Source organism: Phytohabitans sp. LZ39 (assembly GCF_059359075.1).
On sequence record NZ_JCADBM010000013.1, the window covers coordinates 104,959 to 128,783 of the forward strand.

The 23,825-nt window shown below is 71.3% G+C and carries 16 protein-coding genes and 1 pseudogene; 12 read left to right on the top strand and 5 right to left on the bottom strand.

Annotation, left to right across the window (positions count from 1 at the left end; genetic code table 11):
* Nucleotides 1-76: 76 nt before the first annotated feature.
* Nucleotides 77-2,761 (top strand): pyruvate, phosphate dikinase, encoded by a 2,685-nt coding sequence (gene ppdK, locus AC5L36_RS24575; RefSeq protein WP_441220326.1) that lies wholly within the window; start codon nucleotides 77-79, stop codon nucleotides 2,759-2,761.
* 57 nt (nucleotides 2,762-2,818) lie between these two features.
* On the opposite strand, the pseudogene AC5L36_RS24580 reads toward ppdK, so the two are convergent.
* Together AC5L36_RS24580 and AC5L36_RS24585 are read right to left on the bottom strand one after the other, a co-directional pair.
* Nucleotides 2,819-3,103, bottom strand: a pseudogene (locus AC5L36_RS24580) (hypothetical protein); the annotation flags it as partial.
* Nucleotides 3,104-3,233: 130 nt separating this feature from the next.
* The gene (locus AC5L36_RS24585) at nucleotides 3,234-3,671 is read right to left on the bottom strand and encodes a hypothetical protein (protein WP_441220327.1); all 438 of its coding nucleotides are present in this window, start codon (nucleotides 3,669-3,671) and stop codon (nucleotides 3,234-3,236) included.
* Nucleotides 3,672-3,999: 328 nt separating this feature from the next.
* On the opposite strand from AC5L36_RS24585, the gene AC5L36_RS24590 reads away from it, so the two are divergent.
* The 3 genes from AC5L36_RS24590 to AC5L36_RS24600 are packed head-to-tail and all read left to right on the top strand — an operon-like array spanning nucleotide 4,000 to nucleotide 6,881.
* A complete protein-coding gene (locus AC5L36_RS24590) occupies nucleotides 4,000-4,353 on the top strand; it encodes a VOC family protein (protein ID WP_441220328.1) in 354 nt (117 codons plus the stop codon).
* A gap of 9 nt (nucleotides 4,354-4,362) precedes the next feature.
* Complete coding sequence (locus AC5L36_RS24595) at nucleotides 4,363-5,634, top strand: deoxyguanosinetriphosphate triphosphohydrolase (RefSeq protein WP_441220329.1); 1,272 nt, start codon at nucleotides 4,363-4,365, stop codon at nucleotides 5,632-5,634.
* Nucleotides 5,635-5,639: 5 nt separating this feature from the next.
* The gene (locus AC5L36_RS24600) at nucleotides 5,640-6,881 is read left to right on the top strand and encodes an NAD(P)/FAD-dependent oxidoreductase (RefSeq protein ID WP_441220330.1); all 1,242 of its coding nucleotides are present in this window, start codon (nucleotides 5,640-5,642) and stop codon (nucleotides 6,879-6,881) included.
* Nucleotides 6,882-7,447: 566 nt separating this feature from the next.
* On the opposite strand, the gene AC5L36_RS24605 is transcribed toward AC5L36_RS24600, so the two are convergent.
* Nucleotides 7,448-7,585 (bottom strand): hypothetical protein, encoded by a 138-nt coding sequence (locus tag AC5L36_RS24605; protein ID WP_441220331.1) that lies wholly within the window; start codon nucleotides 7,583-7,585, stop codon nucleotides 7,448-7,450.
* A gap of 330 nt (nucleotides 7,586-7,915) precedes the next feature.
* Between AC5L36_RS24605 and AC5L36_RS24610 the strand changes: the two genes are divergently transcribed.
* The 3 genes from AC5L36_RS24610 to AC5L36_RS24620 are packed head-to-tail and all read left to right on the top strand — an operon-like array spanning nucleotide 7,916 to nucleotide 12,258.
* Nucleotides 7,916-10,666: an AAA family ATPase gene (locus AC5L36_RS24610; protein WP_441220332.1), complete on the top strand. Its 2,751-nt coding sequence runs from the start codon at nucleotides 7,916-7,918 to the stop codon at nucleotides 10,664-10,666.
* A gap of 31 nt (nucleotides 10,667-10,697) precedes the next feature.
* Entirely contained in the window at nucleotides 10,698-11,555 is an 858-nt protein-coding gene (locus AC5L36_RS24615; RefSeq protein ID WP_441220333.1) for a metallophosphoesterase family protein, read from the top strand.
* The gene (locus tag AC5L36_RS24620; RefSeq protein ID WP_441220334.1) at nucleotides 11,545-12,258 is read left to right on the top strand and encodes a 4'-phosphopantetheinyl transferase family protein; all 714 of its coding nucleotides are present in this window, start codon (nucleotides 11,545-11,547) and stop codon (nucleotides 12,256-12,258) included. The genes AC5L36_RS24615 and AC5L36_RS24620 overlap by 11 nt, the downstream gene beginning before the upstream one ends.
* A gap of 4 nt (nucleotides 12,259-12,262) precedes the next feature.
* Here the strand turns inward: AC5L36_RS24620 and AC5L36_RS24625 are convergent, their stop codons facing one another.
* The gene (locus AC5L36_RS24625; RefSeq protein WP_441220335.1) at nucleotides 12,263-12,949 is read right to left on the bottom strand and encodes a LuxR C-terminal-related transcriptional regulator; all 687 of its coding nucleotides are present in this window, start codon (nucleotides 12,947-12,949) and stop codon (nucleotides 12,263-12,265) included.
* 110 nt (nucleotides 12,950-13,059) lie between these two features.
* On the bottom strand, nucleotides 13,060-17,034 hold the full coding sequence (locus AC5L36_RS24630) for a galactose-binding domain-containing protein (protein ID WP_441220336.1): 3,975 nt from the start codon (nucleotides 17,032-17,034) through the stop codon (nucleotides 13,060-13,062).
* Between the two features lie 373 nt (nucleotides 17,035-17,407).
* Here AC5L36_RS24630 and AC5L36_RS24635 point away from each other — a divergent pair, with 373 nt between their 5' ends.
* From AC5L36_RS24635 to AC5L36_RS24655, 5 genes are all read left to right on the top strand, one after another.
* A complete protein-coding gene (locus AC5L36_RS24635) occupies nucleotides 17,408-19,012 on the top strand; it encodes a substrate-binding domain-containing protein (RefSeq protein ID WP_441220337.1) in 1,605 nt (534 codons plus the stop codon).
* Between the two features lie 82 nt (nucleotides 19,013-19,094).
* Nucleotides 19,095-19,649, top strand: coding sequence for a PadR family transcriptional regulator (locus tag AC5L36_RS24640; protein ID WP_441220338.1), 555 nt, complete (start codon nucleotides 19,095-19,097; stop codon nucleotides 19,647-19,649).
* The gene (locus AC5L36_RS24645) at nucleotides 19,646-20,383 is read left to right on the top strand and encodes an ABC transporter ATP-binding protein (protein WP_441220339.1); all 738 of its coding nucleotides are present in this window, start codon (nucleotides 19,646-19,648) and stop codon (nucleotides 20,381-20,383) included. The genes AC5L36_RS24640 and AC5L36_RS24645 overlap by 4 nt, the downstream gene beginning before the upstream one ends.
* Nucleotides 20,384-20,386: 3 nt before the next feature.
* Nucleotides 20,387-22,648, top strand: a complete 2,262-nt coding sequence (locus AC5L36_RS24650) for an ABC transporter permease (RefSeq protein WP_441220340.1) — start codon at nucleotides 20,387-20,389, stop codon at nucleotides 22,646-22,648.
* On the top strand, nucleotides 22,648-23,823 hold the full coding sequence (locus tag AC5L36_RS24655; protein WP_441220569.1) for an acyltransferase family protein: 1,176 nt from the start codon (nucleotides 22,648-22,650) through the stop codon (nucleotides 23,821-23,823). The genes AC5L36_RS24650 and AC5L36_RS24655 overlap by 1 nt, the downstream gene beginning before the upstream one ends.
* Nucleotides 23,824-23,825 lie beyond the last annotated feature (2 nt).

Below are 23,825 nucleotides of genomic sequence, written 5' to 3' on the forward strand. Positions count from 1 at the left end.
TATCTCGCTTAACCTTCGCCCACCATTGGGTACTAAACCCTCGTTCAATGGTGAACGCGGGTGGCAGGAGGCTCAGGTGGCAGCGAACGACGTCTACGTGTACGACTTCGCCGAAGGCAACAAGGACATGGCGGACCTCCTCGGCGGCAAGGGGGCCAACCTCGCCGAGATGACAAACCTGGGGCTGCCGGTGCCGCCCGGCTTCACGATCACCACCGAGGCGTGCCGCGCCTACCTTTCCACCGGGCGTGAGCCCGACGGGCTGCGCGAGCAGGTCGAGACCCACCTGGCGACCCTGGAGGAGGCGCGCGGCAAGCGCCTCGGCGACGCGGCCGACCCGCTGCTGGTGTCGGTGCGCTCGGGTGCCCGCTTCTCGATGCCGGGCATGATGGAGACCGTCCTCAACGTGGGGCTCAACGACGAGAGCGTGGCCGGCCTCGCCGCGCAGGCCGGTGGCGACGAGCGCTTCGCGTGGGACTCGTACCGGCGGCTGATCCAGATGTTCGGCAAGACCGTGTGCGAGGTGCCGGGCGAGGAGTTCGAGCACGCGCTCGACGAGGCCAAGCGGGCCCGCGGCACGGAAAACGACCTCGACCTCGACGCGGGCGACCTGCGGGCGCTGGTCGACGAGTACAAGAAGATCTTCGCCAAGCACGCCGGGCGTGAGTTCCCCCAGGACGCGCGCGAGCAGATGGACCTCGCGATCCGCGCGGTCTTCGAGTCGTGGAACGCGGACCGGGCCGTGCTGTACCGGCGCCAGGAGCGCATCCCGGCCGACCTCGGCACCGCGGTGAGCGTGGTGGCGATGGTCTTCGGCAACCTCGGCCCCGACTCCGGCACGGGCGTCGCCTTCACCCGCGACCCCGCCTCGGGCACGCAGGGCATCTACGGCGACTACCTCGCCAACGCGCAGGGCGAAGACGTGGTCGCCGGCATCCGTAACACGATCCCGCTGCAAGAGCTGGAACGGCTGGACAAGAAGTCGTACGACGACCTCCTCGGCATCATGGCCACATTGGAGGGTCACTACCGCGACCTGTGCGACATCGAGTTCACGATCGAGCAGGGCAAGCTGTGGATGCTCCAGACCCGGGTGGGCAAGCGCACGGCGGCCGCGGCGTTCATCATCGCCGGCCAGCTCGTCGACGAAGGGCTGATCGACCTCGACGAGGCCGCGCGGCGGGTCAGCGGCGCCCAGCTCGGCCAGCTGATGTTCCCCCGCTTCGACCTCTCGGGTAAGCCGAAGTCGCTCGCCAAGGGCGTCGGCGCCTCACCGGGGGCGGCGGTCGGCAAGGTGGTCTTCGACGCGGCCCGCGCGGTCGAGCTGGCCAAGGAGGGCGAGGCCGTCATCCTGGTACGCCGGGAGACCAACCCCGACGACCTGCCCGGCATGATCGCGGCGCAGGGCATCCTCACCTCGCGCGGCGGCAAGACGAGCCACGCGGCGGTCGTGGCGCGCGGCATGGGCAAGACGTGCGTCTGCGGCGCGGACACGCTCGAAGTGGACACTCGCGCGAAGAAGTTCACAGTGGATGGTCAGGAGGTCGCCGAGGGAGACGTGATCTCCGTCGACGGCACCACCGGTCGGGTGTACCTGGGCGAGGTCCCCGTGCGACCGTCCGAAGTGGTGCGCTACTTCGAAGGAGAGTCGACGTCCACGGAGGACCCGCTCGTGACGGCCGTACACCGGATCATGACGCACGCCGACGAAAAGCGGCGGCTGCGGGTGCGGACGAACGCCGACACCGGGCAGGACGCGGCACGGGCACGGCGCTTCGGTGCCGAGGGGATCGGCCTGTGCCGCACCGAGCACATGTTCCTGGGCGACCGGCGCGAGCTCGTCGAGCGGCTCATCCTCGCCCGCACCGATACCGAGCGGCAGGCGGCACTGGACGCGCTGCTTCCCTTGCAGCGGGCCGACTTCGTCGAGATCTTCGAGGCGATGGACGGGCTGCCGGTGACGGTGCGGCTGATCGACCCGCCGCTGCACGAGTTCCTGCCGTCGCTGGAGGAGCTGGCGGTGAGCGTCGCCGTCGCCCACGAGCGCGGCGAGAAGGCCGGCAAGACCGAGGCACTGCTCGCGGCCGTACGCCGGATGCACGAGTCCAACCCGATGCTGGGACTGCGTGGCGTCCGGCTCGGCCTGGTCATCCCGGGCCTGTTCGGCATGCAGGTACGCGCGATCGCCCAAGCCGCCGCCGAGTGCGCACGCCGCGGCGGAAACCCCCGTCCGGAAATCATGGTGCCGCTCGTGGGCGCCGTGCAGGAGCTGGAGACGGTACGCGCCGAGGCCGAGCGCATCATTTCCGAGGCGGGTGCCAGGGAGGTGTCGATCGGCACGATGATCGAGGTGCCGCGCGCCGCGCTGACCTCGGGGCAGATCGCCGAGGCGGCCGAGTTCTTCTCCTTCGGCACCAACGACCTCACCCAGATGGCGTGGGGCTTCTCCCGCGACGACGTCGAGGGCGCGTTCTTCTGGCGCTACCTCGAGCTGGGCATCTTCGGCATCTCGCCCTTCGAGTCGATCGACCGGGACGGCGTCGGCCGCCTGGTGCGCATCGCGGTGGACGAGGGCCGCGCCGCGCGCCCGGATCTCAAGCTCGGCGTCTGCGGCGAACACGGCGGCGACCCCGAGTCGGTGCATTTCTTCCACGAGGTCGGGCTCGACTACGTCTCCTGCTCGCCTTTCCGCGTGCCGATCGCACGGCTCGAAGCCGGCCGCGCCGCGATCGAGACCGCGGCCGCCTCCGACAGCCGCTGACGGTGGTCCGCCGGCCGGGGAGGGCGTGCTCCCCGACCGGCGGACGTCTCGACCCGCTCAGACGTCCATGTTTTCTTCGATCTGGCGCAGCTGGTGGCGGGCCATGGCGAGGTTGGCACGGCTCTTCAGCAGCGCCACGTACAGGAACAGGCCCTTGCCGGCACGCCCGGTGAGCGGCCGGATCATGTGGTACTGAGTGTCCAAAGTAATCAAGATATCTTCGATGGTTTCCTTGATGTTGAGCATCTCCATCGCGCGCAGCTTGGCCCGCACCACGTCGGTGTTGCCGGCGGCGGCGACGCCCAGGTCGAGGTCTTTGGTGCCGCCGATGGTACCGAGCGCCGTCAGTCAGGTACACGATGCCGCCCGGCTCGCCCTCCACGTACAGCGCGCCGGTCTCGCCGGCGGCGGCCAGCTGGGTGAGGGTGCGGCGAGGAGGCACGGCTCGGCCCGTGCGCGCGGTCTTCACCGCCTACCGCCCGGCGGACGGGACCGGAACAGCGGCCGTGGCCCGCGCGGCCACCGGAGCCGGCGCGCCGGACAGGCCGTCGGCGAGCTGCCGCAGCCGCCGGCGGGCCACCGCCAGGTTGCCCTGCGCGCGGTCGAGCCACAGGTAGAGCACCAGCCGGCTGTCGAAAACCGTGTGCACCTGCTGGATCAGGTGGTAACCGTCGAGGGTGGTGATGATGACGTCTTCGACACGGTCACCCGGCCGAGCGGAGGCGAACGGCGCACCCGTGACCGCGACGTTGACGATCTCGGCGGCGCCGGCCCAGGTGGCGTCGGGGTCGTCGGTGGGCGCGCGGCCGACCGCGCCGACGGCGAAGCCGGTGGTGTGGTCGATGAGGCTCGCGCCGATGGCACCGTGGATGGCCATCGCCTGCGTGAGGCAGTCGTCAATGCCGGACACGTTTGCTCCTCGGCCCGGAAGTGCGCCCGCCACCCAGTCCGGCCTGGTGGGTGTCGAGCTCGGGCATAGATATATGTCGACCAGCAGCCGCCACGCCGGTCCGGTCGTTGTCGCGCGAGCACGTTACCGCGTGCGGCGAAGCGAATACGGCCGGCGATCGGTCAGCATGTCTCGGATGATCGGTGGTTGCCGTTCGCCCTCCGCCGGGGTCCCGCGTACCGCCGACACCCGCAATGATGATCCTGGGCGTAACGTGGTCGTCACTTTGGCGACGTCTGGCGATAAGGCGTCGTCAGGCGACAACTGGGGCAAAACGGGAGGCGTACCTATGGGCAGCCGTTGGGAGCACCTGGTCGTCGACGCGCTCGATCCGGCGCGCCTCGCGCGCTGGTGGGCCGAGGCGCTCGGCTACCAGATCACCTACGAGCGGCCCGACGAGGTGGAGATCCGCCGCAAGCCCGACGAGCTGCCCGGCTTGATCTTCGTGCCCGTGCCGGACGCCAAGGCCGGCAAAAACCGCCTGCACGTCGACCTTCGCCCCGCCGACCAGGAGGCCGAGGTCGAGCGCTTGGTCAACATGGGTGCCCGGCACGTCGACGTGGGCCAGGGCGGTGCCGCCGGATGGGTGGTGCTGGCCGACCCCGAGGGCAATGAGTTCTGCGTCCTGAAGCAGCGCGAATAGACTCTTCGCGTGATCGAGGCCGAGCGGTTCGTGCCCGAGCCGCGCAAGGACACGGGACACGGGCGCAGCCCGTTCGAGCGGGATCGGGCGCGGGTGCTGCACTCCGCGGCGTTTCGCCGGCTGGCCGCCAAGACCCAGGTGCACACCGCGGGCTCCGACGACTTCCTGCGTACCAGGCTGACCCACTCGCTCGAGGTCGCCCAGATCGCGCGGGAGATGGGCGCCCGGCTGGGGTGCGACCCGGACGTCGTCGACGTGGCCGGGCTCGCCCACGACCTTGGGCACCCGCCGTTCGGCCACAACGGCGAAGACGCGCTCGACGCGGTCGCGCAGGAGTGCGGCGGGTTCGAGGGCAACGCCCAGACGCTGCGTGTGCTCACGCGCCTGGAGGCCAAGGTCGACGGCGCCGGGCTCAATCTCACCCGGGCCTCGCTCGACGCGACCTGCAAATACCCCTGGCCCCGTGCGGAGGGGCGGCGCAAGTTCGGCGTGTACGCCGACGACGCGGAGATCTTCGCCTGGGTGCGCGAAGGCGCGGCCGGCGCGGCCCGTTGCCTGGAGGCCCAGGTCATGGACTGGGCCGACGACGTGGCCTATTCGGTGCACGACGTCGAAGACGGCGTGTTCGGCGGCTACATCGCGTTCGGCCGCCTGCTGGCCGACGCGGGCGAGCGGGCGGCGCTCTGCGCGGACGTGGCGGCCACCTACTCCGCCGAGACGCCCGGCGACCTGGCCGAGGTGCTCACCGACCTGCTCGCCGACCCCGCGCTCGCGCCGCTGGCCGGATACGACGGCAGCTACCGCGCCCAGGCCGCGCTCAAGGGCGCCACGAGCGTACAGATCGGCCGCTTCGTGGCCACCGCCGTGGAAGCCACCAAGGCGGAGTATGAGATTCCCCCAGATGCTGTTCGTCTCGTCGCGGGCCCGCGACGAGACGAACAGCCGGAGAAAGCAAGTGTGGGGCCGCTGCGCCGGTACGCCGCCGACCTCGTCGTGCCGCGCCTGATCCGGGCGCAGTGCGCGCTCCTCAAGGGCATGGCCCTGCGATATGTGATGCGCCGAGAAGGCGCCGAGCTCTGGTACGAGCGGCAGCGGGAGATCCTCACCGACCTGGTCGGCGCGCTCGCCACCCGGGCTCCAGAAGGGCTCGACCCGATCTTCGCACCATTGTGGAAGGCCGCGCCCGACGACGCCAGCCGGCTTAGAGTGGTCATCGACCAGGTGGCCTCTCTGACCGATCCTGCCGCCGTGGCCTGGCACCAGCGACTGACCGGAGGATGAGCGGCATGTATCTGATCATCGGCGCGTCACTCGCCGGGGCGAAAGCCGCGCAGACGCTGCGCGAGGAGGGTTACGCGGGGCGGCTGGTGCTGGTGGGTGAGGAGATCGTGCGGCCGTACGAGCGCCCTCCGCTCTCCAAGGGCTACATGAACGGCAAGGAGCCGCGGGAAAAGGCGTTCGTGCACGACGCGGGGTGGTACGAGGAGCATGACGTCGAGCTGATCCTCGGCCGCCGCGCCACCCACCTCGACACCCTCAACCACGCGGTCACGCTCGACGGGGTTGACCAGCTGCGCTACGACAAGCTGTTGCTGGCCACCGGCTCGCGGGTGCGCACCCTCGACCTGCCCGGCGCCGACGCACACGGCATCCGCTACCTGCGCACGATGGACGAGGCCGAGGCGCTGCTCGCCGGCCTGCGCACGGGCGGCAACGTGGTCGTGGTCGGCGCCGGCTGGATCGGCCTGGAGGTCGCCGCGGCCGCGCGCGAGCACGGCTGCACCGTCACCGTCGTGGAGATGGCGCCCCTCCCACTGCACAACGTGCTCGGCCACGAGGTGGCCGCCGTCTTCCGCGACCTGCACGAGGCCCACGGCGTGCGATTCCACTTCGAGACCGGCCTGCGCGAGTTCGGCACCGCCGGCGGCCAGCTGTCCAATGTGGTCCTCGACGACGGCACCGAGATCCCGGCCGACCTCGCCGTACTCGGCGTCGGCATCCGCCCCTCGACCGAGCTGGCCGAGACGGCCGGCCTGGCGGTTGACGACGGCGTGCTGACCGACGCGTCACTGCGCACCGCCGACCCCGACGTCTACGCCTGCGGCGACGTGGCCCGCTTCCTCAGCCCGTTGGTCGGCGAGCGGATCCGCGTCGAACACTGGTCCAACGCCCTCAACGGCGGCCCGGCCGCGGCCCGCTCGATGCTCGGCCAGCCCGTCTCCTACGACCGCGTCCCGTACTTTTTCACCGACCAGTACGACCTGGGCATGGAGTACGCCGGCTGGGTGCCACCCGGCGGCTACGACCGCGTCGTATTCCGTGGCGATCCGTCCATCGTGGACGGCAAGACCCCGGAGTTCCTCGCCTTCTGGACAAAGGAGGGCCGCGTGCTCGCCGGCATGAACGTCAACATCTGGGACGTGCAGGAGCAGCTCCAGGCCCTCGTACGCGCCGGATACGCCGGCCGCACCGCCGACCTCGACCGCCTCGCCGACCCGTCCGTGCCCCTGGACTCCCTGGCGGCGTAACGATCGCGGGAAACCTTTCGGATTCGGGTGTTTCCGCTTCGTGAGTGGCCGGAGACATATTTGCCCACGTCCGCGTCACGTGCAGACCGTATGCTCCCGCGGGCACCGCTCCCGGCCGGCGGCTCGTAGACCGAGCCGAGATCCCCGGCCGTCCGCTGCCGGGTCCGCGGGACAAGCCCTTGGGCGGTCTTCGTGGGCAGTCGACACAGCGTGACCAGCCCAGGATCGGTACGTCGAGATCTAGCAGACTTAGGGTTGAAATAGCGCTAACTCTCCTAGATCTCGAATCTCGCGCCGCTCGCACGGCCGGAGCGGTTTACTGGCGGCGACGAAACCCCCGCTGCTTTCCCAGATTGCCGATCCGGCAACGGGCATTGTGGACAAACGTCGACCACCGCCTGGCGGGAGCTCGATTCACTCCCCGCCGGTGGCGCGCCTGGGGAGCGCGACCAGCGGCGGACGGGTGAGGCCGCGGGAGCAGCGGTCTGGACCACGACGGACATCGCGGTAGCCCAAATCTCTGTCTAAATAGGTGGGTCGAAGCCACCACGACTCCGGAAGGTCTCCTAGAGGGTGACGTCGACGGCGGTGCCGGTCTTCGGGGTTACGCGCACGTGGGGGTGGCGGTGGACCTTGGTGCGCTGCGGCGTGATCGGCAGCACGGCCGCGCCGTCGTGGAACTCGACCCGCCGGAACGTCCGCACGCACCGGCCGTCGGGCGCGTAGCTCCCAGATCTCTTATCACTTATGACATCCGCGGGTCGGTGCGGTTTACGCGAGAAGTGCTCAGTTAGGCAGCCCGTTACCTGCGCGTGATCTAACGAACCTTGCTGGGATTGCATCCATAGCGTTTCATGTGTGAATGGTTGTCGCGCACGACGCCATGGAGACGCTGATGCCGCAGCGTCGCGGGATGTGCGTTTCCGTGTGCGGCTGGTCGTGCACGTGCCTTGTATGCCGTGTATCTGTAAGCGACCTTGCGAATTGAATCGCCCCTTGGTGGTTTTGCCGAGCCCAAGCTTATGGGGGGTTTCATGCTTGTCGGACGAGGCAGAGAGCTGGTTGAACGCGACAGGGAGTCAGCGCAGCTGGCGTCCTCGTTGTCGGAATGCTTAAGCGGTAAGGGCGGCGTGGTTACCGTCAGCGGTCCGGTCGGTGCCGGTAAGACCGCATTGCTCCGGCAATTCACCCATCGCGCCGTGCAATCGGGTTTCGCGCACCTCAGTGCCAAAGCGTCCCGCGCCGAGCGCCGCGCACCGATGGGCGTGATGGGCCAGCTCCTCGGCGGCGCCCAGCTGCCGGAGGAGGCCGCCGAGAGGGTCATGCGGCTGCTCGACGACGCCGCGCTGACCGCGATGCTGCGCGACCGTGACGACGAGTCGGTCGAGCAGGTCGACATGCGGGTGCGGCGCGGATTGGCCGGGGTGCTGCTGGAGCTGGCCGAGCGGGCGCCGCTGCTGATCAGCGTCGACGACACCCACTTCGCCGACGCGGAGTCGATGCACTGCCTGCTCTACCTGATCCGCCGGATCGAGAGCGCCCGCGTGCTCGTCGTGCTGACCAGCACCGCGGGTGTGCGCACGCCGTGGCCGCGGCTGGCCGCCGAGCTGCTGAGCCAGCCCAACTGCCGGCGGCTGCGGCTCAGCCTGCTCTCGCCGGATGGGGTGGCCTCGCTGCTCGCCGGCCGCACCGGCCTCGGCGACACCGAGCCCGAGTCATGGCACAGGCTCAGCGGAGGGAGCCCGTTGCTGCTCGGCGCGCTGGTCGAGGACTACCGGGTGGAGGGCATGGCCGGCGAGGCGTTCAGCCAGGCCGTGCAGACGGCCCTGTACCGCGGCGACGACTCCATGCTGCCGGTCGCGCAGGCCCTCGCGGTGCTCGGCGAGCCGGCCTCGCCCACCCTGCTCAGCGAGCTGCTGGGCGACGCCTGCCCGTCGGCGGCCAGCGGGCTCGCGGCGGCCACCGACGCCGGCATCGTCGACGCCGGCCGCTTCCGCCACCCGCGCTCAGCGGTTGCCGTGCTGGAGGCGATGAGCACGCACGATCGCACGGAGCTGCACGACCGGGTCGCGCACGTGCTGTACCGCAACGGCGCCGCCGCCGTCACGGTGGCCCGGCACGCGGTCGCCGCCAGCCGCACCGAGGCGCCCTGGTCGGTGTCCCTGTTGCGGGAGGCCGCCGAGCAGGCGATGGCGCAGGACGACACCGGCATGGCGCTCGACTGCCTGCGCCTGGCCGAGCGCAGCCGCGTCGACGTGTCCGAGCGGGCGGGCATCCACGCCGCGCTGCTGCGGGCCAAGTGGCGGCTCGACCCGACGTCCGCCGAGCGGCACGCGCGCGAGCTCCTGCCGGTCGCGCGGGCCGGGATGCTCCGGCCCGACCTAGCGTTGATGCTGGTCAAGCACCTGATGTGGTTTGGCCGGTCGGCCGAGGCGGTCGAGGTGCTCGACAGCATCGACAGCTCGGCCAGCCCGGGCGCCGCGCTCGCCACCTCCTGCGTGCGGATCCGCTTCGGCTACTTCTATCCCGGCACCGCCGCCGGCCACACCGGCGATGCCCCGCTGCGGCGGGCCTCGGCCCTCACCGCCTCGTCCGGCCGGCTGCGGGTCCGCACCGCCAACATCATCGACGCGGTACACCGCGACGGCGTCACCGAGGAGGCGGTCGCCGACGCGCAGGCGATCCTCCAGCAGTACCGGCTCGACGACCACACCTGGGAGTCGATCATCGTCTCGCTGGAGGCGATGGTGCTGGCCGAGTGCCTCGACAAGGCGGCCGACCTGTGCGACGGGCTGCTGAAGGAGGCGGAAGACCGGCGGGTACCCACCTGGCGGGCGCTGCTGTCCGCGATGCGCGCCACGATCAGCTTCCGGCAGGGCAACCTGCCCGAGGCGGAGCGGCACGCACAGGCCGCGCTCTCGCACATCCCGCCGAAAGGGCTGGGTGTCTTCGTCGGCGGCCCGCTCTCGGTGCTGCTGCTGGCCGCCACCCGCCGCGGCCAGTTCGACGAGGCGCTGCGCCTGCTCGCGATGCCGGTGCCGGAGGCGATGTTCCAGACCCCGTTCGGGCTGCCCTACCTGCGCGCCCGCGGCCGCTTCCACCTGGCCAGGGGCAGCCACCGGGAGGCGATCGAAGACTTCGAGGCGTGTGGCGAGCTGATGGTGCGGTGGGGTCTCGACGTGCCCGGCCTCGCGCCGTGGCGCACCGACCTCGCCGAGGCCCGGCGCGGCCTCGGCATCCAGGCCCGCGACCTCGCCGCCGAGCAGATGGCCAAGCTGGGGCCGTACAACCGGCGCACCCGGGGCATCTCGCTGCGCGAGCTGGCCGCCACCGCGGAGTTGGAGCAGCGCGCCGGCCTGCTGCACGACGCGGTCGAAGAGCTGCGGGCCGGCGGCGACCAGCTCCAGCTCGTCGAGGTGATGGCCGAGCTCGGGGAGGCGCAGCACGCGCTCGGCGAGCACGCCAAGGCCCGCCTCACCACCCGCCGGGCGCAGCAGCTCGCCACCAGACACGAGGTGGCGGACCTGGTCTCGGCCGGCGCGACCCCGGACGACGGAGAGCCGGAGTCCACGGAGGTGTCGGCCATCGACGAGCTGAGCGACGCCGAGCGGCGGGTCGCCGCGCTCGCGGCGCAAGGCAACACCAACCAGCAGATCGCCCGCCAGCTCTTCATCACCGTCAGCACCGTCGAGCAACATCTGACCAGGGTGTACCGGAAACTGCGCATCAACCGCCGGTCGGATCTGCCCTTCAGTCTGGTTGCGGGGCTGCGCAACACCGCCTGAACGCTCGAGCCCTCGCGGATACCATCGTTGGGTGCCCGTACAGCCGAAGCTCCTGGCCATCAGTGACCTGCACGTGGCGTATGCGGACAACCGCCAGCTCGTGGAGGGCTACCGTCCGGAGACCGACGACGACTGGCTGCTCGTCGCCGGTGACGTCGGCGAGATGGTGAAAGACGTCGAGTGGGCCCTGCGGCTGCTCGCCAGCCGGTTTCGCAAGGTGGTGTGGGCGCCGGGCAACCACGAGCTGTGGACGCCCAAGGAAGACAGCGTCCAGCTGCGTGGCGAGGCACGCTACAAGCACCTTGTCGAGCTGTGCCGCGGCCTGGGTGTGGTGACGCCGGAAGACCCCTACCCGATCTGGGAGGGCGAGGGCGGGCCGGTCACCGTCGTGCCACTTTTCCTGTTGTACGACTACACGTTCCGGATGCCGCAGTTCACCACCAAGGAGGCGTCCCTCGCGAATGCGTACGACGTGGGCGTGGTGTGCACCGACGAGTTCATGCTCCACCCCGACCCCTACCCGACGCGCGACGCCTGGTGCGCGGCCCGGCTGGAGCTGACGCTGCGGCGGCTCGCCGAGCGCGAGCGGCCCGAGCTGCCGACCGTGTTCGTCAACCACTTCCCGCTCGTGCGCGCGGTGACCGACATCCTGCGCCATCCCGAGTTCGCCCAGTGGTGCGGCACCGTGCACACCGCCGACTGGCACGTGCGGTTCGACTCCGCGGCCGTCGTGTACGGACACCTGCACATCCCGCGGGTCAGCTGGTTCGACGGCGTGCGGTTCGAGGAGGTCTCGCTCGGCTACCCGCGCGAGTGGCGGGCGCGCGCCGCGCCACCGCGGGGGCCGCGCCAGATCCTGCCCACTGTGGATGGTGCCCGTGTTGGCTGAGCTGCTCCCGACGGCCGTGGTGGCCGTCGAGGCGTACGACGACTCGGCGCCGGTCGAGCTCTTCCCGGAGGAGCAGGCCATCGTCGCGCGGGCCGTCGACAAGCGACGGCGGGAGTTTACGACCGTGCGTGGCTGCGCCCGCCAGGCGTTGGCCCGCCTCGGCTACGGTCCGGCGCCGATCCTGCCCGGCCAGCGCGGCGCGCCCCAGTGGCCGGCCGGGATCGTCGGCACGATGACCCACTGCGAGGGATACCGGGCCTGCGCGCTCGCGCTCGACCGCGACGTGCGGACGCTCGGTGTCGACGCCGAGCCCGACGCGCCGCTCCCCGAGGGCGTGCTGGAGGCGATCGCGCTCACCGACGAGCTGGCCATGCTCCGCGACCTCGACACGCGGAGCAGGGGCGTGCACTGGGACAGGCTGCTCTTCAGCGCCAAGGAGGCCGTCTACAAGGCCTGGTTTCCGCTCGCCGCCAAGTGGCTCGACTTCAGCGAGGCGCGGATCGCGATCGACCCCGACGCGGGCACATTCGAAGCGACGCTGCTCGTGCCCGGTCCGGTGACGCCCGAGGGGCCGCTGGCCGGCTTCTCCGGCCGGTGGCTGAGCCGGCGCGGGCTGCTGCTCGCGTCCATCGTGGTCACCGCACCGTCCGCGACGGATGGCGCTTCCACGGCCCCCGCACCGGCGGAGAGGCAACCCGGATAGGGGGTTACTTGATGAAATCTTGCGCTACGACAGGGGGCCACACGCCGGCGGTGAGCACGCCCATCGCGTAGGCGCGTGACACCAGCGCCGCCCGGTTGGGTGCCTTGAGCTTCTTCATCATGGTCGCGACGTGGTACTCCACGCCTTGGCGGCTCAGGTAGAGCTTGGCGGCCAGGTTGACGGTGGACATGCCCATCGCCACACCCAGCAGGATGCGGGCGTCGAGCTCGGTGAGGACCTTGTGGCGGGTCGAGCGGGTGGCCGCGTCGGCCGCCGACTCGTCCCACTGGAGCATGACCAGGATGCTCGACACCAGCGGCGAACGGTCCCGGATGGACACGGCGGTCAGCTGCGCGGGCATCAGGCACTCTTCCGAGCGCAGCCCCAGCACCCGCTCGTTGATCCGCTCGCTGCGCCCCTCGATGAGGCGTACGAACTGGCGGCGGAGCGTGCTCTGGCTGCTCACCCGGAGGTAGTCGAACAGCTCCCGCCCGACGGTCTCCTCGGCCCCGCCGAGCTCCCGGCGAAACGGTTCGTTGGCCTCCTGGACCCGCAGCGCCAGGTCGACGGTGGCCATGCAGATGCCGGAACGCTCGAAGAGCGACCGGTATGCGTTCGCGTGCCGGTGTGCCGGTGAGGGGCCCGCCGGGTGGCGGATCTCATTGGTGGGTTCGGCAATGGCTTGGGTCACGGACCCATGATTGTCGGGTGTTCCCCTTAGGGGACACCCGTAGATGACCCCTAAAGCAGGGACGGGACAGGGCCCTCGCGTAACCGCGAAGACCCTGTCCCGGTGGGGAACTAGTTGACGTTGATGGTGAATGTTGACGTCGTGTTTCGGATGTTCTGCGCGTTGTTGCTGAACCGCAGGTTGTTGAAGGTCACCGAGCCGCGCGCCGGGCCCTCACCCGGCTCGGGCAGCTCGTTCGCCCAGATGCCGAAGCCGGACTTGGCGTCGAACGCGTCGCCGCTGCGCTGCGCCCCCGAGATGGAGACGTTCGTGAAGACGGTGTCCGTCACGGGGAACAGCGGCTGGCCGCCCACGTAGTCGGTCTGGAACATGATGCCGTGGTACGTCGGGTCGACGATGTCGACGTTGTTGACCCGGATTCCTTGGAAGACCTTGCTGGCCGAGTAGACCCAGATGCCGGGGAAGGTCTGCGCGCCCCAGAAGTGACCACCGGCCCGGACGATCGAGAGCCCGTCGAAGACGGTCGGCGGGCTGGCGCCGAAGCCGTCCATCGGGATGCCGAAGTCGAGCGAGCTGATGGTGATGCCGGAGTACACCAACGTGTCCGCGACGTAGATGTTGCGGAACTGGTTGTTGAACCCGCCGTAGACCGCGACACCGGCGGCGCGCCAGGTCAGGACCGAGGTGAGGTTTTCGAACACGTTGTCCCGCTGCTCACCGCCGCCGCCGTCGGTGGCCGCGAAGAGCGCGAAGCTGTCGTCGCCGGACGCCCGCGACTCGTTGTTGCTCACCAGGTTGCCCGTGCTGCCGTTCGTCATGTTGATGGCGTCGGCGAAGAGGTTGCGCGAGCGGGTGTTCCGGATCGTCGTGTTGTCGGTGTTGAGGCCCCAGAAGAGGCACATCTGGTGCTCGGCCCAGATCCCGTCGATGGTGATTCCGGAGACGTTTTGCAGGTCGAAGACCTTGCCCGGACCGTCGTTGCGCTGGGTGTAGTTGCCGAAGTACGAGAACCCGGTAAACAGCGAGCCGCCCGACGCGCCTTCCACGCGGAAGCCGACGTCGGTGTTCTCCTGGTTCTGCGGCGCGACGAACCGGGTGTACCAGGCGCCGGCGCCGACCACGCGCACGGCCTTGCCGTACACCTGGAACTTGCTCGACGTCGGGTACTCGCCGGCGGGCAGGTAGACGCCGATCAGGTTGCCGGTGGTGTCCATCCGCACCCGGTCGAGCGCGTTCTGCACGTCCTGGTGGGTGAAGCCGGCCGGCGTCGTGTACCGCGCCGGGTCCGGGTTGCCCACCTGCGACACCTGCTCGGTGCTGATGAAGTCGATCGCGAACGTGCCGCTGTTGGCCGCGTCCTTCTGGAGCTTGATGCGGCTGCCGGCGGGCACGGTCGAGTTGAGGAAGATGTTCGCCTCGTCGTAGATGTGCCGCGGGCTGCCCGCGCCCGGCGAGTTGCCGGGACTGGCCTCGGCGCCGTACAGCCAGGCGTACTTCGAGGTCAGCGGGATCGCCTTGTGGAACACGTCGTTGACGTACACGTTGAGCGTGCTGGTGGTGCCGTCCGGGATGGAGAAGCGGGTGACCAGCGTGTTGGTGTCTCCGCGCGTGGTGAACTGGACGGACGCGCCGTTCTGGTTGAGCGTGACCGCGCGCCGGCCGGACGCCTCGCCGGCGAGGTCGCCGATCGTCCGGTTCGGACCGACGACGGCCGCGCCGCCACCGACCGCGCCGTCCTCGGCCTCCAGGATGTCGAACGGCATGTTCGCGCCCCGGCCCACGAAGAGCGGCCGCTCGCTGGTGTTGTTGGCCTGCTTGACCGGCAGCTCGTTGCCGTCGTTGGCGAGCACCACCCGCACCGTGTACCGGCCGTTGGCGGCGGTCCACGTGCCGAGGTTGAGCACCGGCGTGGTGGCCCCGGCCGCGATCGCGCCGCTGTGCGAGCCGGTGAGCGTCCGCACCACCGTGCCGGAGTCGTCGAGCACGGTCAGCGTGACGCCGTGCGCGCCCGCCGCCGAGGCGATGTTGCCCTGGTTGCGGATAGACGCGGTGAACGTGACCGTGTTGCCGTTGGACGGGTTGTTCGGCGTCCAACCGACCGCCGCGGCGACCAGGTCCGAACTGGACACCGGAGTGACCACAAGGGACGTCGGGCTGGTGAAGGCGTTGTTGGCGTCGTTCTGCTCGATGATGTCGTTGTCCTCGTCCACCTTGGCCGTCACCTGGTAGGTGCCGGCGTCACGCGGGCCGATGTTCGCCGACACCGTCGCGGAGGCGCCAGCGGCGAGCCCACCGACGGCGGCGGTGCCGGCACGCGTCGTACCCAGGTAGAAGTTGACGTCCGTGGCACCGGAGGCCGCGGTGCCCGCGTTGCGCACGGTGGCGGAGAGGGTGATGGCGCTGGTCTCCACCGGCGCGGCCGGGCTCGACGTGATGCCGGTGACGGTCAGGTCCGGGTTGGGTGCCGGCGAGCCGATCACCTGGAACTCCGCGACCTGCCCTCCCGGCGCGCCCGAGTTGGCGGTGAAGCGCAGCTGCACGTCCGCGACGGTCGCGGTGACCGGGATCGTCACGCTGTTGCTGGAGGCGGGGTTGAACGTGTACGTCTGCTGGGACACCAGGTTGGTGAAGCCGGACGCGCTCTGCTCCCGCCCGAGCACCTGGAGCGTCTGCGTCCGGGTGCCCCAGATCGGGTCCGGGTTGAGCCGCAGCACGACCGAGTTGACGCTGGCGTTCGAGCCGAGCTGCACGGTCAGCGTGCCGGGGAACCCGTTGGACTCCCAGTAGGTGCCCACGTTGTCGTCGTTGGCGTTGGTCGCGACGAACGTGTGCACGTGGCCGGACGCGGTGACCGGCTTGCCCACGGCGAGGTTGGTGCCGCCGGTGGGGCCGCCCGGCCGGGTGACCGTGTTGCTGTTGCCCGACTGGTTGCCGGCCGCGTCCCGGGCCCGCACGTGGTACGAGACCGTGGTGCCGTCCGGCTGGTTGTCGGTGAACGTGGTGACGTTGCCGGCCACGCTCGTGCGCAGCTCGTTGTTGGCGTAGACGTCGTAGGCGGTGACGCCGACGTTGTCGGTCGACGCGCCCCAGGTGAGCCGGATCTGGCCGGTGCCCGGCTGGGTGTACGCGAGGTTGCCGGGCGTGCTCGGCGCCTCGGTGTCACCGGTCGCCGGGCCGTACACCTCGAGCTCGGAGATCTGCCCGGCCGGCCAGCCGGTGTTGGCGGTGATGTTCAGCCGCACGTAGCGCGTGGTGGTCGCGGTGAAGTCGATCGTCACGGTGTTGCCGCTCGCCGGGTTGAAGACGTAGCCGGCGGAGGCGACGAGCGTGCCGAACGACGAGCCGTTGGTGCTCGACTGCACGGTCAGCGTCTGGGTGCGGGTGCCCCAGCCGGCCGGCAGCTTGAGCACCAGCTGGTTGACGCTCACCGACGAGCCGAGGTCCACCTGGATCCACTGTGGAAACGCGTTGTTCGCGCTCTCCCAGTAACTGCCCTGGTTGGCGTCGTTGGCGTTGCCGCCGGGGTAGCCACCCTGGGAGCTGCTGACCTGGATCGCCTTACCCGCGGCGAGGTTGGGGCCCGCGGCGGCGACGGCGAAGACGTCCAATGTGGATAGCTGGCCGGCCGCCGCCCCGGTGTTGGCGGTGATGTTCACCCGGACGTACCGCGCGGTGGTGGCGCCGAAGTTGATCGTGACGGTGTTGCCGCTGCCCGGCGCGAACGTGTACGTGGCCGAGGAGACGATCGTGGCGAACGTGCTGCCGTTGGGGCTGCCCTGCACGGACAGCGTCTGGTTGCGCTGGCTCCAGCCCGCCGGGAGCTTGAGCTGCACCTGGTCGATGCTCCGGCTGCTGCCGAGGTCGACCTGTGCCCACTGCGGGAAGGCGCCGGAGCCCTGCCAGTAGGTGGCCTGGTTGCCGTCGGTGAGGTTGGCGACGGGGAAGGCGCCGTCGCTGGCGCTGGCCGCGGCCGGGTGGCCGGCGGCGAGGTTGGGACCGCCGGCGGCTTCGGCGGGCGTCGCGACCGCGACACCCGCCACCAGCAGGAGGGCGGCGACCAATGCTCTCGGGGATCTGCGGGACATGGCGGTGCGGCACCTACTTCCGTGGGCGACAGAGGGGGCCAGACCGGTGACGTCGCCACGCCCGGGCGCGTGGGGCGTACCGCCGTGCGCTTGTTTCGTGACGATGACGATACAAATACAGACTGATCAACGCAAGAAGCGAATCAACAGCCTGCAAAAAATCAACTTGGCCAACTAGCTCGCCCAGGTGGTCCCAGTGCGGCGCCGATCCGCCAGTTGTCCGTTCTCGGATGAGCGCGGCACGAGGGTCGATGCGATGCTGAACGGCGTTGATCCCACGACGAGGGCGGTGGGGACGCCGTCGGGGGCCGTCGGGAGGTCCGTGTGGCCGGGGGTACCGATGGGGAGACATTCGGCGAGCGGCATAGCGCGGGTGCGACCGGTTCTGGCCGTTGCCGCGTTGGGTGCGGTGGCGTTGCTGGTCGCCACCGGCCTGTACATCCGTGTTCGTGACGAGCCGGGCGGCGCGACCCGGCTGACCTCGGCCTGCCCGCACACCGTGCGCGTGGTGACGGCCTCCTCGTTCGCCCCGGTGCTGGACGCGCTGGCTCCCGGGACGAGGGCGGACGACAGCTGCGTCAACCTTCAAGTCGCGGTCGCGGACGGGCGCGCGGCGCCGGAGGCTGTCGAGCGGATCGACGCTGACGTGTGGATACCCGACGACTCGTCGTGGGCCGCGGTCGCCGGTGGCGGGCTTCTCGCCGCCAAGGAGGTGGCCGGCTCCGGCACCGTGCTGGCGGAGACGCCCATCTACATGGTCACCGACGCCGCCACGGCGGATCGGCTTCGCGCGGCGGGCGGCTCGTGGCTGGCGCTGGCCAACCTCGTCGCGTCGGATTCCGGTGTCCGCCTCGCGGTGCGCGACCCGGCGGGCTCGGGCGACGGCATGGTGGGCGCCGGTGGTGTCGCCGAGGCGGTGTGGCTGGCGAAAGGCATGGACGCCTCGGCGCTGGCGCTGGCTCGTGCCATGCGCGTCACCCGCACGGTGACCGGCCGCGATCCGGCACTGCCGGCGGGGCGCGGCGAGGTCGGGCTGGTGCCCGAGTACGCGCTGCTGCCGCGCCTCGGCTCGGCGCCACCGGCGGTGCTTCCCGGCAGCGACTACGCGGTCGTGCTGCGCTACACCTGGCTGCCCACGAGGGCGGCTGTGAAGGACCTCGCCCGGGTGGCCGCGCTGGACCGCTTCCGGACGCTGCTTGCCGGCGAGGCCGGCGCTGCCGCGCTGGACGACGCCCGGCTGCGCGCGCCGGGCGCGGACACGCCGCCGGGCGCCGACGTCCAGTTGCCGGCGTTGGCTCGCGCCCGGATGGGCGTGCTCGGTCCGCACCATGTGGACCACGTCCTGGCCACCTGGTACGCGCCCGATCGGCGGACCAACCTGCTGGCCGTCGTGGATGTGTCCGGATCGATGGGGCAGCAGGCGCCCGGCTCTGGTGCCAAGCTGATCGACCTCGTGCGCGAGGGCTGCCGCGCGCTGGGCCGGCTGCTCCCGGACGACAGCCGGGTGGGGATCTGGGAGTTCGGCCTGGCGCTGGACCCGCCACGTGACTACCGGGTGGTGCTCCCCACCGCTCCACTGGCCGCGGGGCATCGCGCCGCGATGGACGCGGCCGTCAGCCGGCTGGCCGCGCGGCAGACCGGCACCGGCCTCTACGACACCATCCTGGCCGCGTACATCGCCGGGCGGGACGCCGCCGAACCGGGTGTGTCGACGCAGGTGCTGATCTTTACCGACGGGCGCAACGAGGGCGACGCGCAGGGCATGACCCTGGCGCAGCTGACCGCGGGGCTCCAGCGGGCGAAGGATCCGGCCCGCCCGATCCACCTCAGCGTGGTCGCTTTCGGCCAGCGGCGGGAGGCGAAGCTGCTGGCGGGCGCGGTCAAACCGGTCGACGGGTACGTCGCGGATCTCGCCACGGCCGAAGAGGTGACGGCGGTGTTCATCCACACCGCGGCTGGCGGTCTCCACGGCGACTAAGGCCGTTTTCGCAGGTGAGTGCCCCGTTGACAGGGGATACCTAACAGCTAAACTCTAGCTGTTAGGTATTGGAGGAGCGTCCATGAAACACGTCGTGCTCGGCCTGTTGGCGGCCGGCCCCGCGCATGGGTACGAGGTGCGTCGGCGCTACGACGAGCTCTTCGCCGGCGCCGGCGTGGAGGTCAACGTCGGGCAGATCTACATCACGCTCGGTCGCCTGGAAAAGGACGGCCTCGTCACCTACACACCCGCGTCGGGCGGAGATCGGCGAGACCGCAAGGTCTACCGGCTCACCGACACCGGCACCAAGGCGCTGCGCGAGTTCCTGGCCGAGCGCCCCGACACCCCGATCGTCAAGCCGGACGTGCTGCTCAGGCTGGTCACGGCCCGGCTCGCCGCGAGTGTGATCCCGGGCATCGACGCGCGCGCGATCATCGCCGATCACCGGCAGCGGTGCTACGAGGCGCTGCGCGACCTCGACCGCCAGGCCGGGCAGGCCGCGCCGGGCAGCGTGAGCGGCCTGCTCCTCCAGGCGACCGCGCTGCACCTTCAGGCCGAGCTGCGCTGGCTGGAGGCGTGCGAGCAGCAGCTCACCCAGATCCTTCCCCAGACGAAGCCGGACGGAGACCAGCCATGACCGACCCGTTGCTGCGCGCCAGCGCGCTCAAGCGGACCTACCGCGGCGGAGCCCGGGAGCACGCCGCCCTGCGAGACGTTTCCCTGACCGTGGCCCCCGGCGACTGGGTGGCCATCACCGGGCCGAGCGGCTGCGGCAAGTCGACGCTGCTGCACCTGCTCGGTGGCCTCGACAGACCGGACAGCGGCGAGGTGTGGCTGGCCGGCACCCGCCTGGACGACCGCGACGAGAGTGGCCGGGCCCTGCTGCGCCGGCGGCACGTCGGCTTCGTGTTCCAGTTCCTCAACCTCGTGCCGACGATGACCGTGATCGGCAACGTCGAGCTGCCCCTGGTGCTCCAGGGCGTCGGGCGCCGCGAGGCGCGCGGCCGCTCATTGGAGGTGCTCGAGGAGCTGGGTGTCGGCGACGCCGCCGACGCCGCGCCCGCCGAGCTCTCCGGTGGCCAGCAGCAGCGGGTGGCGCTGGCCCGTGCGGTCGTGCACGGCCCCGACGTGCTCCTCGCCGACGAGCCGACCGGCGCCCTCGACTCGGCGTCGGCCGAAGTCGTGCTCGACCTGCTTCGCCGCCGCCACGACGGCGGCCAGAGCATCGTGCTGGTCACCCACGACCACCGCGTCGCGGCCGCGGCCGACCGGGTGGTGACGATGCTCGACGGCGAGATCGTCGACGAGCGCGACCTCAGCGGCACCAAGCAGCGCCCCACGTACGCCAACCTGATCAACCTGGAGGGCTGAGCCGTGTCGGCCACCCTTCGCCTGGCGATGTCCGGGCTGCGCGGGCGGAGCAAGGTCGCCGCCGGCGCCACCGCGCTGGTGGCCGCGCTCGCCGCGGCTGCCGTCGTCGCCGGGCTGTCCGTGCAGAGCCAGGGCGGCCCGCAAGTCGACGACATCTACCGCGACTCCGGCCGCCCCGACCTGGTGGTCTACGGCGAGCCGGTCGTGCTGGAGGGGCTGCGCGGCGACGCCGCCTTCGCCGCGACCGGCCCGGTCACCACCTACACCACGGGCGACGTCACGCTCGGCGACGGATCGGTCGAGGCACGCGTCGACACGCTCCCGCCGGCCTCCGCGCCGGGCGCGCCCCAGCTGCGCACCGGACGCTGGCCGTCGGCGCCGGGCGAGGTCGTGTTCGACCGCGCGGCCGCCGTCGAGGCCGGGGTCCGCGACGGCGATCGGGTACAGGTCAACGTGGCCGGCCGCCCGGCGACCCTGACCGTGGTCGGCACCGCCGTCGACCTCACCGACTGCTTCTATCCCGACTGCGACCCCATCCGCCTCTTCGTCGACCAGGCCGGGCTGCGGGCGCTCGCGCCCGACGTGGCCGACCGGCACACGCTGCTCATCGCCCGGCTCACCGACCCGGACGCAGCCGACGCGGCCGCCGCCCGGCTCGGCGGCAGCGCCGGCGTCGACGGCGTGCAGCCGTGGCCGGACACCCGCGCCGACATCCTCGCGCGGGAGCTCATCTTCGGTGCCTCACTCGCCGCGTTCGGCGTCTTCGTCCTGCTCGCCGCCGCGTTCGTCGTGGCCGGCACGGCGGCCGCGCGGCTGCTGGCCCGGCGCCGCGAGATCGCGCTGCTCCAGGCGGTCGGATACACCAACCGGCAGATCATCGGCGGCCTCCTCGGCGAGACGCTGATCCTCGGTGTCGCCGGCGCGGTCCTCGGCTGGGTGGCGGGCACGCTGATCGCACCGTCCCTGCAAGTGGGGCTCTCCGCGGCGATGGGCCGCGGCGGCTTTCGGGTGAGCGTGGTGTCGCTGCTTGTCGCGGTCGCGTTCGTCGGCGTGATCCTGACCGCCGCGACCGTGCTGCCCGCGCGCCGGGCCGCCCGCCAGCCGGTCACCGACGTGCTCCGCGACGCGCCGCCGCGTTCGGCCGCGCCGGCCCGCGTCGCCCGGCTGCTGGAGCGGACGCGGCTGGGGCCGGCCACCCGCTTCGGGCTCGGCAGCGTGCTGGCCCGGCCGGCCCGGTCGGCGCTGACCGCCGCCGCGCTCGCCATCGCCGTGGCCGCGGTCGTGGTGGCCGCCGGTTTCCTGTCCACGATGGACAGGTTCGTCACCGACCCGGCCCGCTCCGGCGACCCGTACGACGCGGTGGTGGCCGGCGACGGCACGGACGGTGCGGGCACAGCCGCCGCGCTGTCGGCGATGCCCGAGGTCGCGAGCTGGTACACCCAGACCGACCGGCGGGCGACCCTCGGCGACGCGACGTTTCTGGCCCGGGCGATCGGAGGCGACCCGGCCCGGGCGGGCTTCGTGCTCCGCGAGGGCCAGCCGCTGCGGGCGGCGGGGGAGGCGCTCGCCGGATACGGCTTCCTGAAGCGCTTCGACCTCGACGTCGGCGACACCGTCGACATCCGCGCCGGCGAGACACCGCTCTCGCTGAGGATCGTCGGCTGGTACAGCGAGACCGAGGACACCGGCGAGGTGCTGATGTACCGGGCCGAGATGCTCCCCGGCGCCACACCCGACGCGTTCCTCGTCTCCGCCGGGAGCGGCACGCCGGAGCGGCTCGCGACCGCGCTGCGCGACAAGCTCGGCCCGGCCGCGATCGTGCGCCCCATCGAGTCAGACCCCGACGAGCTCGCCCTCTTCACCTATTCGATGCTCGTCATGGCCGGGCTGGTGCTCGTCGTGAGCCTCGCCAACCTGGCCGCCGCACTGCTCAGCGGCGCGCGGGAGCGGGCCCGCGTGCTCGGCGTGCTGCGCACGGTCGGGTTCACCGTGCGGCAGACGCTCGCCCAGTCGGCGAGCGGCGGGGCCGCGCTCGGTCTCGCCGCCGGCATCGTCGGCCTGCCCGCGGGGCTCGCCCTCTTCCAGGTGCTCTCCGACCAGATGACCATCGGCATCGGGGCCGGGCCGGGGCTTGCCCGAAACCCCTCGTGGGTGGTGCTCGTCCTGACCGTGCCGGTGGCGGCGCTCGTCGGCGCCCTCGCCGGTGCCGCGGTGACCCGCCGCCTGGCCGGCACGGCGGCTTCCACGCTGGTCCGGTGGGAGTGATGGCGATGGCCGTCGACGTGGTGCGACCGGCGCGCCGGTCCGAGTTGGACGCGATCCGCGCGTTCGTGGTGATGGGGCTCGTGTTCTTCCACTCGGCGCTGGTCTTCGACGCGCGCGACGACTTCTACGTCAAGAACCCCGAGACGACCGGCGCGATCACCATCTTCGCCGGGCTGGCCGTCGTGTGGGCGATGCCGATGCTCTTCATGGTCGCCGGCCTCGGCGTGTGGCACTCGCTGCGCCGCCGCGGCCCAGCGGGCATGGCGGCGGAGCGGTTGCGCCGGCTCGGTGTGCCGCTGGTGTTCGTGACGGTCGCGCTCGTCCCGCTGCCGCAGTGGCTCCGGCTGCGCGGCGAGACCGGCTCCGACGAGTCGTACCCGCGCTTCCTGCCCCGGTTCTTCGACGTACACCTGGACCTGTCCGAGTTTCCGTTCGTCCTACAGGGCGAGCACTTCGAGACCGGTCACCTGTGGTTCGTGGTGCTGCTGCTCGCGTTCTCGCTGATGCTGGCGCCGGTCGCGGCCTGGCTCCCGCGCGACTCCGGCCGCCAGGTCCTGGATCGGCTGGCCACCGCGGCGCGGCGCCGCGGCGCGATCCTGCTGCCGGCCGTGCCGGTCGCGGTGCTCTGCGCGCTGGTGGGGCTCGAAGAGTCCTACGCGGGCTGGAGCCGCTGGGCATACCTGCTGTTCTTCGTGTACGGCGTGGTGCTGGCCGCCGACCGGCGATTTCGCGAGGCGATGCGCCGCGCGGCCGGGCTGGCCGGTGTGCTGGCGATCGCCCTCTTCTCGGTCGGCGCGGTGGCGTTCATGTCGGCGGACGACCCGTTCACCGACATGACCGGGGTGGCGATCGCCGCCCGAACGCTCTACGGGCTGACCGGCTGGTGCGCCCTCGTCGCCATCGCCGGCTTCCTCGACCGCCCAACGCGCTCCACATCGGACACGCCGGGAGGCGGGCGCTTGTCCGGCTACGTGAGCACGGCGGCGCTGCCGCTGTACCTGCTGCACCAGCCGATCCTCGTCGCCGTCGCCTATGTCGTCGTGCGCTGGGACGCGGGGATCCCGATCAAGTATGCGGTGCTCGTCACGGTCACGTACGCCATCACGGTGGCCGCCTACGAGCTGCTCGTGCGGCGCACGCGCCCCACAAGGTTCCTTTTCGGCCTGCGCGCTTGATA

Excerpts from the sequence above, each read along its gene's own strand:
- AC5L36_RS24655 (WP_441220569.1), top strand. The coding sequence starts at position 22,648 with ATGGCGATGGCCGTCGACGTGGTGCGACCGGCGCGCCGGTCCGAGTTG.
- AC5L36_RS24610 (WP_441220332.1), top strand. The coding sequence starts at position 7,916 with ATGCTTGTCGGACGAGGCAGAGAGCTGGTTGAACGCGACAGGGAGTCA.
- AC5L36_RS24645 (WP_441220339.1), top strand. The coding sequence starts at position 19,646 with ATGACCGACCCGTTGCTGCGCGCCAGCGCGCTCAAGCGGACCTACCGC.
- AC5L36_RS24590 (WP_441220328.1), top strand. The coding sequence starts at position 4,000 with ATGGGCAGCCGTTGGGAGCACCTGGTCGTCGACGCGCTCGATCCGGCG.
- AC5L36_RS24640 (WP_441220338.1), top strand. The coding sequence starts at position 19,095 with ATGAAACACGTCGTGCTCGGCCTGTTGGCGGCCGGCCCCGCGCATGGG.
- AC5L36_RS24600 (WP_441220330.1), top strand. The coding sequence starts at position 5,640 with ATGTATCTGATCATCGGCGCGTCACTCGCCGGGGCGAAAGCCGCGCAG.
- AC5L36_RS24630 (WP_441220336.1), bottom strand. The coding sequence starts at position 17,034 with ATGTCCCGCAGATCCCCGAGAGCATTGGTCGCCGCCCTCCTGCTGGTG.